The 12,250-nt window shown below is 69.1% G+C and carries 13 protein-coding genes; 8 read left to right on the plus strand and 5 right to left on the minus strand.

What is annotated here, in order from left to right:
- Positions 1-21 precede the first annotated feature (21 nt).
- Positions 22-798 (plus strand): cytochrome c oxidase subunit II, encoded by a 777-nt coding sequence (gene coxB, locus G9C83_RS04520; protein ID WP_167244915.1) that lies wholly within the window; start codon positions 22-24, stop codon positions 796-798.
- A 56-nt stretch (positions 799-854) separates the two neighbouring features.
- Here the strand turns inward: coxB and G9C83_RS04525 are convergent, their stop codons facing one another.
- Together G9C83_RS04525 and G9C83_RS04530 are read right to left on the minus strand one after the other, a co-directional pair.
- Positions 855-1,685 carry a biotin--[acetyl-CoA-carboxylase] ligase gene (locus G9C83_RS04525; RefSeq protein ID WP_167244916.1) on the minus strand — a complete coding sequence of 277 codons (831 nt, stop codon included), beginning with the start codon at positions 1,683-1,685 and terminating at the stop codon, positions 855-857.
- A gap of 53 nt (positions 1,686-1,738) precedes the next feature.
- A complete protein-coding gene (locus G9C83_RS04530; RefSeq protein WP_167244917.1) occupies positions 1,739-2,605 on the minus strand; it encodes a heme-copper oxidase subunit III in 867 nt (288 codons plus the stop codon).
- Positions 2,606-2,704: 99 nt separating this feature from the next.
- On the opposite strand from G9C83_RS04530, the gene G9C83_RS04535 reads away from it, so the two are divergent.
- From G9C83_RS04535 to G9C83_RS04565, 7 genes are all read left to right on the plus strand, one after another.
- Positions 2,705-4,078 (plus strand): hypothetical protein, encoded by a 1,374-nt coding sequence (locus G9C83_RS04535; protein WP_167244918.1) that lies wholly within the window; start codon positions 2,705-2,707, stop codon positions 4,076-4,078.
- Positions 4,075-4,332 carry a C2H2-type zinc finger protein gene (locus G9C83_RS04540; RefSeq protein ID WP_167244919.1) on the plus strand — a complete coding sequence of 86 codons (258 nt, stop codon included), beginning with the start codon at positions 4,075-4,077 and terminating at the stop codon, positions 4,330-4,332. Before G9C83_RS04535 ends, G9C83_RS04540 begins: the two co-directional genes overlap by 4 nt.
- Positions 4,333-4,375: 43 nt before the next feature.
- Positions 4,376-4,738, plus strand: a complete 363-nt coding sequence (locus G9C83_RS04545) for a hypothetical protein (RefSeq protein ID WP_167244920.1) — start codon at positions 4,376-4,378, stop codon at positions 4,736-4,738.
- 55 nt (positions 4,739-4,793) lie between these two features.
- Positions 4,794-5,054, plus strand: coding sequence for a DUF6684 family protein (locus tag G9C83_RS04550; RefSeq protein WP_167244921.1), 261 nt, complete (start codon positions 4,794-4,796; stop codon positions 5,052-5,054).
- 123 nt (positions 5,055-5,177) lie between these two features.
- Positions 5,178-6,911 (plus strand): cytochrome c oxidase subunit I, encoded by a 1,734-nt coding sequence (gene ctaD / locus G9C83_RS04555; protein WP_208288415.1) that lies wholly within the window; start codon positions 5,178-5,180, stop codon positions 6,909-6,911.
- A 168-nt stretch (positions 6,912-7,079) separates the two neighbouring features.
- Positions 7,080-7,370 (plus strand): hypothetical protein, encoded by a 291-nt coding sequence (locus G9C83_RS04560; RefSeq protein WP_167244922.1) that lies wholly within the window; start codon positions 7,080-7,082, stop codon positions 7,368-7,370.
- A gap of 49 nt (positions 7,371-7,419) precedes the next feature.
- A complete protein-coding gene (locus tag G9C83_RS04565; protein ID WP_167244923.1) occupies positions 7,420-8,196 on the plus strand; it encodes a GNAT family N-acetyltransferase in 777 nt (258 codons plus the stop codon).
- On the opposite strand, the gene G9C83_RS04570 is transcribed toward G9C83_RS04565, so the two are convergent.
- From G9C83_RS04570 to G9C83_RS04580, 3 genes are all read right to left on the minus strand, one after another.
- Entirely contained in the window at positions 8,193-9,896 is a 1,704-nt protein-coding gene (locus G9C83_RS04570) for a methylmalonyl-CoA mutase family protein (RefSeq protein WP_167244924.1), read from the minus strand. The genes G9C83_RS04565 and G9C83_RS04570 overlap by 4 nt on opposite strands.
- 68 nt (positions 9,897-9,964) lie before the next feature.
- Positions 9,965-10,768, minus strand: a complete 804-nt coding sequence (locus G9C83_RS04575) for a CBS domain-containing protein (RefSeq protein WP_167244925.1) — start codon at positions 10,766-10,768, stop codon at positions 9,965-9,967.
- A 32-nt stretch (positions 10,769-10,800) separates the two neighbouring features.
- Positions 10,801-12,210 carry a DHH family phosphoesterase gene (locus G9C83_RS04580; RefSeq protein WP_167244926.1) on the minus strand — a complete coding sequence of 470 codons (1,410 nt, stop codon included), beginning with the start codon at positions 12,208-12,210 and terminating at the stop codon, positions 10,801-10,803.
- Positions 12,211-12,250 lie beyond the last annotated feature (40 nt).

Genomic DNA, 12,250 nt, shown 5'->3' on the forward strand with positions numbered 1-12,250 from the left:
CACTCCGAACCACACGACAACATGAGAGGCAAGCGGCTCGCAACCGTTCTCGTCGCCGCCGTCGGCTTCCTCGCCGCGTTCGCGGACCCGGTCGCTGCCCAGCAGTACCAGTCGGTGACCGAGAGTCTCATCCGGAGCCTGAACCGGACGATGCTCGCGGCTGCGCTCCCCATCACCCTGCTCGTCGAGGGCATCCTCGTCTACACGGTGTGGAAGTTCCGGAACAACGACGAAGCGAAGCCGACCAAGGAGAACCGCCGGCTCGAAATCACGTGGACAGTCGCCACCGCCGTCGTCCTCCTGTTCGTCGGCGTCGCGGCGTACGGCGTGATGGCTCAGCCGACCGTCACCGCCACGCAGGCCGACGCCCAGGAAGCGATGGCCGAGGACGACACGGTCGTCGTCGACGCCGTCGGCGTCCAGTGGTTCTGGAACTACGAGTACCCCGAGGAGAACCTCACGGTGAGCTCCGGCACGGCCACCGGTGACGTCGACTACGGCAACCAACCGATGGTGGTCCCGGAGGACACGAAGCTCGTGATACGCACGGAGTCCGCGGACGTGATTCACGCGTTCCACGCGCCCGAAATCGGCCTGAAGGCCGACGCGGTTCCGGGTCAGACCAACTACCTCATCACGGAGGTCAACGAGAAGGGTACCTACCAGCTCTACTGCGCGGAGTTCTGCGGACAGGGCCACTCGGAGATGCTCGGTGAGATCATCGTCGTGGAGGAGGACAAGTACCAGGAGTGGGTCGAGGACCCGGAGAACACGAGCGTCGGCTCCGGCGACAACTGACCGCTCGCAGTTTCTCGCAGTCCACTCGTTCTCGTCGCTGTCTCGCCGCCCCGTAGCTACGCGCGCCGCAGCCGGCTGCACTCGCCTTCGGTCACGTCTACGCGTCCATCGGCCGTCTCGACGACGAGCGCGCCGCGGGACGTGACGCCCGTCGCCTCGCCGACGACAGTCCCGCCGTCGCGGGTCTCGACGCGGACGCGCTTGCCGAGCGTCGCGGAGCGCTCCCGCCACGCGTCCAGCGCGTCCGCGAACCCGTCGTCGGTCGCCACCGTCTCGACCCACGCGAGCAGCCGCTCGTGCAGCGTCGCCGCCACGTCGGTCGCGTCCACGTCGCCGGTCTCTGCCCGGAGTGTCGTCACGTCGCGGTCAACGTCGAGGTCGCCCGGGTCGAGGTCCGCGTTCACGCCGATACCGAGCACCGCGAACGACAGCTCGGCGTCCGCGGGGTCCGTGCCCGGCAGCACCTCGTCGACCGGCTTCCCGGCGACCGGCACTTCGTCGACGACGGCTTCGGTGAGCACGCCGCAGAGCTTCCGCGCGTCGCCGCCGACGACCACGTCGTTCGGCCACTTCAGGTCGACGTCCACGCCGGATTCCTCGGCCGTCTCGGCGGCCGCGAGCCCGCCAGCGAACGTGAGGCGGCCGACGTGGCTCGCGTCGAAACTCGGGCGGACGAGCGTACTCGACCAGACGCCGCCCGGCGGGGACGCCCACGTGTTCCCGGTGCGGCCGCGGCCCGCCGTCTGCTCGTCGGCGACGACGAACGTGCCGTGGGCCGCGCCGTCTCTCCCCTCCGCGCGTGCGATGTCGTTCGTGCTCGGGACCGACTCGCGGTGGACGACGGGCGCGTCCACGAGCGAGCGCAGTCTGTCGGCGTCGACGGTCACGACTCGGCGTTCGCGGCGGACGGCGAAAAAGGACTGCGGTCAGCAGCGGGCGGTTAGAAGCTGACGACGGCGCCCGCGTACAGCACGACGACGAGGAAGATCCAGACGGCGTCGACGAAGTGCCAGTACATCGAGACGGTGGTGACCGAGGTGTCCCGCTCGTGGGAGTACTGGCCCTTGAACGCGCGCACGGTGACGATGGCCAGGAGCACCGCGCCCAGCGAGACGTGGAGGCCGTGGAGGCCGGTCAGCCCGAAGAACGCGCTCTCGAAGACGCCGCCCGAGAGCGTCAGCCCCTCGTGGACGATGAACTCGTAGTACTCGTAGATCTGGCCGCCGATGAACACGACGCCGAGTACGAGCGTCGTGACGAGCAGACCGAGGAACCGCGAGCGGTTCCCCTTCCGCAGCGCGACGTGCGCGAAGTGCATCGTGATACTCGACACCACCAGGATGGCGGTGTTCGCGAGAACGAGCACTCCGAGGAACCCGTCGGGGACGGCGCCGACGGCCTCCGACCACTGGGCGCCAGCGCGGACGAAGAAGTAGTAGACGAACCCGGCGCCGAACGTCGCTATCTCGGTGCCGAGGAACAGTAGCATCCCCCAGCGCAGGGCCTTCCCGCCGGAGCTCTCCCGGCTCCAGAAGTGCTTGACGAAGGCGTGGTAGACCCAGCCGTACAGGCCCGCGAGGAAGACGAAGACGCTCCCCACGAAGACGGCCGGCCCGACCATCGGGCCGACGAATCCAAGCGTGTCGTTCTGTCCCAGGACGTACAGGGCGGCGCCGATGTAGAAGCCCGCGGCGCCGATAGCGGTGACGAACGGCCACCAGCTGGCCTCGCCGAACCCCTTCGGCCAGTCCTCCACGGCCGGCAGGTGGTGGCCGTGGTCCTCGGTCGAGTCGTCCGTGACGGTCATACCAGCGAGTTGCGGGGCGAATACTAAAAACCCATCCAACTCCGTCCGCGCCGGCGCCGTACCGCAATCCTCAGGAGGGGCCGCTGCGAACGCCCGGACATGTCTCGTCGCGGCGCGCGCGCCGTCGGTGGCGTCGTCGGCCTGCTCGCGGTCTGCGGGGTCGCCGTCGCGCACGGCGGCAGCCTCCGAGACGCCAGCGGCCAGGAGCTCGCGGTGCCGACGTGGCTGTTCCTCTCGACGGGCGGCGCCGTCGTCGGCGCGTCGTTCCTGCTCGCGAGCTTCGTCACCGACCGCCGGTTCGTCGCCGCCGTCCACGAGTGGCGCCGCCGCCTCCCGGCACCGCGGCGCGCGCTCGCGTGGGTCGGCCACGCCGTCGGCCTCGCCGGGTTCGGATTCATCCTGCTCACCGGGTTCGTCGGGCCGACGGAGCCGCTGCGGAACGGCGCCATCGTCCTCGTCTGGGTGGGCTGGTGGGCGGCGTTCGCGATGTCCACGTACCTCGTCGGGAACTCGTGGCCCGCGATAAACCCGTTCCGCACGCTGACAGCGCCGCTCGCGCGCGTGCTCGGCGACCGGAGCGTGTCGCTGGCGCCGGGCCGCGCCGCGTGGGCGTCGACGGCGTTCCTGCTCGCGCTCGTCTGGTTCGAGGTGGTCAGCCCGCTCGCCGACGAGCCGCGGCTGCTCGCGGCGGCCGCCGTCGGCTACCTCGCGCTCTCCACTGCCGGCGTCCTCGCGGTCGGCCACGACCAGTGGTTCGCGGAAGTCGCCCCGCTCTCGCGGCTGTTCTCGATGTACGGCTCGGTCGCGCCAATCCAGCGCGCGGACGACGGCCTCGAACTCCGACTGCCCGCGATGCGCCTGACCGACGGCGTCGTCACCACGGACGGCGGGGTCGCGTTCGTCGTCGCGCTCGTCTGGGGGACGACCTACGACGGGTTCGTCGGCACGCCCGCGTGGGCGTCGTTCGCTCGCGCGGCCGTCGACGCCGGCGTTCCCCCACAGCTCCTCTACCCGGCCGCGCTGCTCGTCGGCTTCCTCGCGTTCCATCGGCTGTACTGGTGGGCCGCGCGGAAGGCCCGCGACTTCGCGCCGACGTACACCGAGACAGCGGTGCTCGCGCGCCGGTTCGCGCCGTCGCTGCTCGCCATCGCCGCCGGCTACCACCTCGCGCACTACCTCGTGTACGCGCTGTCGCTGTCCCCGTCGCTGTTCGGCGCGCTGCTCGCGCCGTTGGACCCGCCGGTCGCGCGCACACTCGTACTCCCGTCGTGGCTCTCCGGCGTCGGCGTCGCGACGGTGCTGCTCGGGCACCTGTTCGCCATCTGGGTCGCCCACGCCACCGCCTACGACGAGCTCCCGGGCCGCCTGCAGGCGATCCGCAGCCAGTACGCGCTCACGCTCGTGATGGTGTTCTACACGATGACCAGCCTCTGGATAATCGGCCAGCCCGCCGCCGAACCACCGTTCCTATGACCGGGAAGACTGACGCCCCCGCGGACGCGCCCCGGTGTTCGTACTGCGGCGAGCCGTTCCCCAGCGAGCGCCTGCGCGCGCTCCACCGCGGCCTCGAACACTACGACAGCCTCGGCGACGACGAGCGAGCCGCCTACGAGGACGCCTACCACAGCGAGACCGAGGACATCCGCTCGTTCCGCCTGCGCGCGCTCGTCGTCCTCGTCGCGCTGTACTTCGGCTTCCTGATGACGTACGCCGTGGTCGCCGTCTGAGCGGAAGCGATGGCTTTCTTACCCGTCGTCCCTAACCCCGGGTATGGTCGAGCAAACGGAGCAGGGACTGAGCGACCAGTACCCCCGCGCCAGCCCCTGGCCGATCCCGCTCGTGTTGGGCCTCGTCATCTCCGAACTCGGTATCCTCTTCGACGGCTTCCTCCCCGTCGCCGTCGGCGGGCTGGTGCTGCTCGCGGGCAGCATCGTCGGCATCGTCCGGGAGTCCGGGTTCGCCGCGACGCTGCACCGGCCCGCGTTCGCGGTCGCCGCCGTCTTCGCCGGCCTCGGCGCCGGCCTCTACGCCGGCACGACTGCGACCGCTCGCGCCGCCGCGCTCTCCGGCACCGGCGTCGTCGTCGCCGCTGGCGCAGTCGCCCTGTTCCTCTACGAGACCGGTCGCCTCTGACGGGGCCGCGCTGAATCCTCAAGCTATATTTGTCCGCCGCTCCGACTGTGGGGCAATGAGCTCCACCATCTTCGACAAGGACACCCTCCTCGACCTGACGGTCAACATCGTCCCGCTGGCCATCCTCGGGTTCTTCTTCGTCGGTTTCATCCTCGTGAACCCGTGGGGGGAGAGCGGCATCTCCCTGGAGCGGGTGCTCCAGTTCGGCATCGTCGGCGTGACCTTCATCGGCCTCGCCCACATCACGTACGTCTCCGCCAAACGCATCGAGGCCGGCGACGAGGACGCCGAGCACGACGCCGACGAGCAGCACTGACCGCCCACCGATTCCTGTCGACGTTCCGTCCGTAACTCCGGCGTCACCTCCACTGGTTCTCGGGGCGCGCGTTCGCGCGCCCAATCCTAAGCTTTCTTTACGGTCCGGAACTGACTATCGTCCATGGCCTCGTCATCACTGGTGCTAACCGTGCTGATGGGCGTGCTTCTCGTCGCGGTCGCCGCGTCCCTCGCTCGTCTCGAGGACTGGCGGTCGTACACGCCTCTCAGCGACGTGGGCGGTGCGCTCGGGGAGCGCACCGAACACGGCCACGAAGAGAAGCCGGGCGGCATCGTCCGGTGGCTCACGACAGTCGACCACAAGGACATCGGCATCCTGTACGGCACGTACGGCGCCCTCGCGTTCGTCTGGGGCGGCCTCGCCGTGCTCCTGATGCGCATCGAGCTCGCCGCGCCCGGCAGCGACATCATCAGCGCCTCGTTCTACAACGGCCTGCTGACCAGCCACGGCATCACGATGCTGTTCCTGTTCGGCACGCCGATGATCGCGGCGTTCGGGAACTACTTCATCCCGCTGCTGATCGGCGCCGACGACATGGCGTTCCCGCGCATCAACGCCATCGCGTTCTGGCTGCTGCCGCCGGGCGCCATCCTCGTCTGGTCGGGCTTCCTGCTGCCGAGCGTCGCGACCGCCCAGACCGCGTGGACGATGTACACGCCGCTGTCCATCGAGATGGCCAGCCCCGCGGTCGACATGATGCTGCTCGGCCTCCACCTCACGGGGGTCTCGGCGACGATGGGCGCGATCAACTTCATCGCGACCATCTTCACCGAGCGCGGCGACGACGTCGGCTGGCCGAACCTCGACATCTTCTCGTGGACGATGCTGACGCAGTCGGGGCTGATTCTGTTCGCGTTCCCGCTGCTCGGCAGCGCGCTCATCATGCTGCTGCTCGACCGGAACTTCGGGACGACGTTCTTCACCGTGTCGGGCGGTGACCCCATCCTCTGGCAGCACCTATTCTGGTTCTTCGGCCACCCCGAGGTGTACATCCTCGTGCTGCCGCCGATGGGGCTCGTCAGCCTCATCCTCCCGAAGTTCTCGGGGCGGAAGCTGTTCGGGTTCAAGTTCGTCGTCTACTCCACGCTCGCGATCGGCGTCCTCTCGTTCGGCGTGTGGGCCCACCACATGTTCACCACCGGCATCGACCCCCGCCTCCGGGCGAGCTTCATGGCGGTGTCACTCGCGATTGCGATACCGTCGGCGGTGAAGGTGTTCAACTGGATCACCACCATGTGGAACGGCAAGCTCCGGCTCACCGCGCCGATGCTGTTCTGCATCGGCTTCGTCCAGAACTTCATCATCGGCGGCGTCACCGGCATCTTCCTCGCCGCCATCCCCGTCGACCTCATCCTCCACGACACCTACTACGTCGTCGGCCACTTCCACTTCATCGTCTACGGCGCCATCGGGTTCGCGCTGTTCGCGGGCACCTACTACTGGTTCCCGATGGTCACCGGCCGCATGTACCAGAAGGGCCTCGCGCACGCTCACTTCTGGCTCGGTCTCGTCGGCTCGAACCTCACCTTCCTCGCGATGCTGTGGCTCGGCTACGGCGGCATGCCGCGGCGGTACGCCACCTACCTGCCGCGGTTCCTCACCGCTCACCAGCTCGCGACCGTAGGCGCGTTCCTCATCGCAATCAGTACCCTGTTCTGGGTGTGGAACATGGTCGTCTCCTGGAAGGAGGGGGAGCGCGTCGACTCCGCGGACCCGTGGAACCTCGAGAACACCGACCAGCTCACGAACGACTGGGAGTGGTACGAGACCCAGCGCGACGCTCCGCTCCCGGCGACGGACGGCGGCGAACCCGAGGACGGCCAGTCAGCGGACTGACCCGGTCGCCGGCTCTTTTCGTTACGCGAAGACGAGCACGAAGCCCGTCAGGAACATCAGGAAGGCGATGGCGGCCAGCACGACGAGCATGAGCTCCTTGTCTTCCATACTGTGTCGGTTGGCGCGCAGACCGCAAAAGGCTACCCACTCCGCCGCCTACGGTCGCGCGTGAGCGAACGCGACACGCGCGGCCGGCGAGTGGTGCTGTGGATGTACGTCTCGGCGGTCGCCGTCTCCGGGCTGTTCGGCTACGTTCTCGGCGTCATCGTCTACGGGAACGGCGGTCCCGCCGGCCCGCTCGTCGAAGGGTCGGGCGACGCCGCCGCCGGCTCCGTCGGTCCGATTACGTTCCAGCTGACCGGCCCGAACCTCGCGCTGTTCGGGATGGTCTCGGTCGGGCTCCTGCTCGGCGTCGGCGTGCTCGCCATCGCGTACGTCTCCGAGCGCGCGGACGCTTGACTCGGACTCGCGAGTAGGTATTAGTGGGTGGCGAACGACTACCACGGACATGGACGTCCGCGAGGCAACCCACGACGACGCGAGTGGCATCCGCCGTGTGGCGGAGGCATCCCTCGAAGCGACGTACGCCGGCCAGCTCGGCGACGACATCGTCGACGCGGCCGCCGAGGAGTGGTACGGCGGCGACCGCCTCGACGACCGCCTCGACGCCGACGACGTCGTCTACCTCGTGGTCGTCGACGGCGACGAAGTGGTCGCGTTCTCGGAGAGCGAACTCGACGTCCGCCAGCCCGAGGGCGACGCCAGCGGTTCTTCGGCCGGCGTCGCGGCCATCCAGTGGCTGCACGTCCATCCCGACCACCGCGGCCGCGGGTTCGGCGGCCGGCTGCTCGAACGCACGGAGGCCGCGCTGTTCGAGCGCACTGCGAACCGCGTGGAGGGTCGCGTGCTCGCGGCCAACGAGGAGGGCAACGAGTTCTACCAGGCCAGCGGCTACGCGCGCACCGGCGAACGCACGCTCGACATCGGCGGCGACTCGTACACCGAGCACCTCTACGTGAAGCTCCCTGAGGGCAACGCCGCCGAACTCACCGAAGAACACGAGGTCGAGGACGGCACCGTCTTCGTGGCCTACGACGAGCGCGAGCGCGGCTCCAGAGCGCCGTTCTACGCGGCCTACCGGACGCAGGACCGCCAGCGCCGCTACGGGTTCTACTGCGCGGCCTGCGGGTCACTGGACACGTCGATGAACTCGATGGGGCGCATCCAGTGCGAGTCCTGTGACAACAAGCGGAAGGCGACCCGCTGGGACTCCTCGTACCTCTAAGCGACCGCCGCGGTCTCCTGGTAGCCGCCGAACTCGTCCTCGAACACCTGCATGATCTCGCCCATCGTCGCGTACGCCTTCACCGCGTCGACGATGTACGGGACGGTGTTCTCGTCGCTGCGGACGGCTTCCCGGAGGTCCTCCAGCGCGGCCTCGACGGCGTCGTCGTCGCGCTCGGCTTTGACGTCCTCTAGCCGGCCGAGCTGGCGCTCGCGGGTGGCGTCCTCGTCGACGTGGAGCGTCTCCGGGCTGGTGTCCTCCTCGACCTCGTATTTGTTGACGCCGACGACCGTCTCCTCGCCGTCGTCGACGCGGGACTGGTACTCGTAGGCGGCCTCCTGGATTTCGCGGTGGAAGTACCCCTCCTCGATGCCCGCGAGCACGCCGTCCCGGATCGAGCCGTCGCCCATCGCCTCGATCTCGTCGATGTACGCCATCGCGTCCTCCTCGACCTCGTCGGTGAGCGCCTCGATGGCGAAGCTCCCGCCGAGCGGGTCGACGATGTCGGCGGCGCCGGACTCCTCGGCGATGATCTGCTGGGTGCGCAGCGCCACGCGGACGGCGTCCTCGCTGGGGAGCGCGTGCGCCTCGTCGAAGGAGTTCGTGTGCACGCTCTGGGAACCGCCGAGCACCGCCGCCAGCGCCTGGAGGGTGACGCGGGCGATGTTGTTCTTCGGCTGCTGGGCGGTCAGGCTCTGGCCCGCGGTCTGCGTGTGGAACTTCAGGCGCTTGGAGGCCTCCGCCTCGGCGTCGTAGCGCTCGTCCATCACGCGCGCGTAGATGCGACGGGCGGCGCGGAACTTCGCTATCTCCTCGAAGATGGAGTTGTGGGCGTTGAAGAAGAAGGAGAGCTGGGGCGCGAACTCGTCGACGTCGAGCCCGCGGTCGAGGGCGTCCTCGACGTACGCGAACCCGTCCGCGAGCGTGAACGCGAGCTCCTGGACCGCGGTCGAGCCCGCCTCCCGGATGTGGTAGCCCGAGACCGAGATAGGGTGGAACTTCGGCGTCTCCGCGGCGCAGTACTCCACGACGTCCGTCACCAGATCGAGGCTCGGCTGCGGCGGGACGACCCACTCCTTCTGCGCGATGAACTCCTTGAGCATGTCGTTCTGGAGGGTGCCCCGGAGCTCCTCGCGGGGGACGCCCTGCCGGTCGGCGAGCGCGAGGTACATCGCGTAGATTACGGGCGCGCTCGGGTTGATGGTGAAGCTCGTGGAGACCTCTGCGAGGTCGATGCCGTCGAAGAGGATCTCCATGTCGCGGAGCGTGTCGACGGCGACGCCCTCCTTGCCGACCTCGCCGAGGCTCATCGGGTCGTCGCTGTCCAGGCCCATCAGGGAGGGCATGTCGAACGCCGTCGAGAGGCCGGTCTGGCCCTCGTCGATGAGGTAGTGGAAGCGCTCGTTGGTCTCCTCGGCGGTGCCGAAGCCCGCGAACTGCCGCATCGTCCACGTGCGGCCGCGGTAGCCCGTGGGGTAGACGCCGCGCGTGTACGGGAACTCCCCGGGGAACCCGAGGTCCTCGGTGTAGTCGAGGTCCGCGACGTCCTCTGGGGTGTACAGGCGGTCGACTTCCACGTTGGAGACGGTCGCGAACCGCTCCTTGCGCTCGCCGTACGCGTCCAGTACGGGGTCGAGGCTGTCGTCCTCCCAGTCTTCCCGGGCCTCGCGGATGGCGGCGAGCTCCTCGTCGTCGTACATGCCACCAAATCTTGCCGGGAGAATAATGAAGGAACCGGTTGGACGCGTGACCGAACGCGGCTACCGGCTCACTGCAGGCGCTCGATGGTCTCGACGAGCGGGTGGTGGGCGTAGTCCACGACGTCGATGTCCGAAATCGACTCCAGACCTTCCTTGTCCGCGGTGCGGGCCATCCCGAGGTCGACGCGGCGCTCTAAGGCGATGACGTACGCGTCCATCTCCTCGACGCCGGCGCGCTCGGCCGCCATCACGCGGTGGTGGCCGTCCGCCAGCAGCGTCTCGACGCCGCCGTTGTCGATGACCACTAGCGGCTCCGCGAGCCCGCGCTCGAGTTCGTACTTGCGACCCTCCAGCTCGTCGGCGTACACTTTCCCCTGGGTCGGTACCAGTCCGTCGAGCCCGACGGTGCGGCGCTCCTCGGTCGCCTCGATGCCGTGAATCGTCTCCAGCGTGCGCTTGAGCTTCCCGACTTTCTCCGGGGTGGCGCGCTCGATCTGCGAGCGGATGACGTCGGAGTTCGAGATGATGCCGACGAGGTTGCCCGCGTCGTCGACGACGGGCAGCTTCTGGATGCCCGACCGCAGGATGACGCGGGCCGCGTCGGTCACCTTCATCTCGGGGTGGGCGACGATGAGGTCGCCGCTCATCACCTTGAACACCAGCTCCTCGGGGTCGGCGAGCAACAGGTCGCGCGCGGAGACGAACCCCTCGACGCGCCGGCCCTCGGTCACCGGGAAACCGTTGTGCTCGCTCTCCGAGATGCGGCACGCGACGTCCCGCACGGTGTCGTCCGGGGAGACCGTCGCGACGTCCCGGGTCATGTAGTCGCCGACCGTGGGCTTCGCGCCGTTGTGGTCGAGGGCGGAGTCCATCACGTCCCCGTAGCGCGGCGACCGGGAAAAACTCACCCCCCGCGGATCTCGTCGAAGAAGCGCGTCGCCACCACGTCCTCGACCATCTCCGTGAGCGTGTGCTCGGCGTCCTCGCCGACCTCGTCGAACAGCCCGAGCGGGAGCTGTGCGCCCGCCATGTCGGCGTGGCCGCCCGCGCTCCCCTGGTCGGCGAACGCCGACCGTAGCGCCGCGCCGAGGTCGACGTCGTTGCCACGTGCCCGGGCGGAGACGTAGATGGTGCCCCCCGTGAACCCGTAGACGAACGTCACCGTCACGCCGCGCATCGCGAGCAGCTGGTCGGCGGCCTGCGCGAGCGTGTCGCGGTCCGCGATGGAGCCGACGCAGGACGCCAGCACGGAGCCGTCGAGCTCGCGGTTGCGGATGGCGCGCGCGATGGTGTCCAGGGTGTCCGCGCTCACCGACGGGCTCTCGATGCGCTCCAGGACGTCCGTGTCCGCGCGGCCGAGCAGCCACGCACCCGCCTCGAAGTCCTGGGTCGTGATCTCCCGCGAGAAGTCCTTCGTGTCCACGCGGATGCCGTACAACAGCGCCGTCGCGACCGCCGTCTCGATCTCCAGTCCGAGCCCGCGGACGTACTCCACGAGGATGGTGCTGGCCGCGCCGAGCTCCTCGCGGATGTCCACGAACGACGCCTCCACGTCGCCGCTCGGCGGGTGGTGGTCGACGACGATGTCTACCTCCGTCTCGGGGTCGAGCTGGTCGTTGACGCCGGGCGCGGAGTGGTCGACGAGCGCGATCGCGTCGTGGTCGAGTTCGTCGCCGACCTCCACGTCGGTCACGTCCAGATCGAGGAGGTTGACGAACGCGCGGTTCTCCTGGTGGGAGATCTCCCCGAAGTAACACGCCTCCGTCTCCACGCCGAACTCGTCGGCGATGCGCGCCAGCCCGACGGCCGTCGCGATGGCGTCCGGGTCGGGGTTGTCGTGCATGAACACGCCCAGCGTCCCGTCGATGTCCTGGAGAGTCGCGCGCAACTCCTGGAGGCGCTCGGAGCTGCCCTCGCTCGCGACGTCGTCGACGTGGTCGAGGACCGCCGCGCCCGGGTTGATGACGCGGTCCGCGAGTCCCTCTAGGGCCTCGCGGTCGTCGCTGGTCGCGTCGTACCCGAGGAACGCCACGAGCTCGGCGTCCGGGTACACCTCGCGGGCGGCCGCCGCGGCGAGCCGGTTGGTCGACGCGCTGTCGCTGGCCGCGACGACCACGTCGACGTCGCGGTCCAGGCCGCCGATCGCGTCGGCGTCCGTGACGTCCCGCAGCTCGGCGGCGACCTTCTCGTTGCGTAGCGACTCCACGCGGCTCGCGTCCCCGTCGAGGACGAACAGCTCGCCGGGTCGATCAGCGAGGTCGTCCACGAGTGCGTGGCCCGTCGTGCCGCAGCCGAGCACGAGCCGAGAAACCATTCGTCTACCCAGTTACCTCGCCGATCCGCTAAAAGGTACC

It is taken from the genome of Halobacterium sp. R2-5 (genome assembly GCF_011734195.1).
Lineage (GTDB): Archaea > Halobacteriota > Halobacteria > Halobacteriales > Halobacteriaceae > Halobacterium.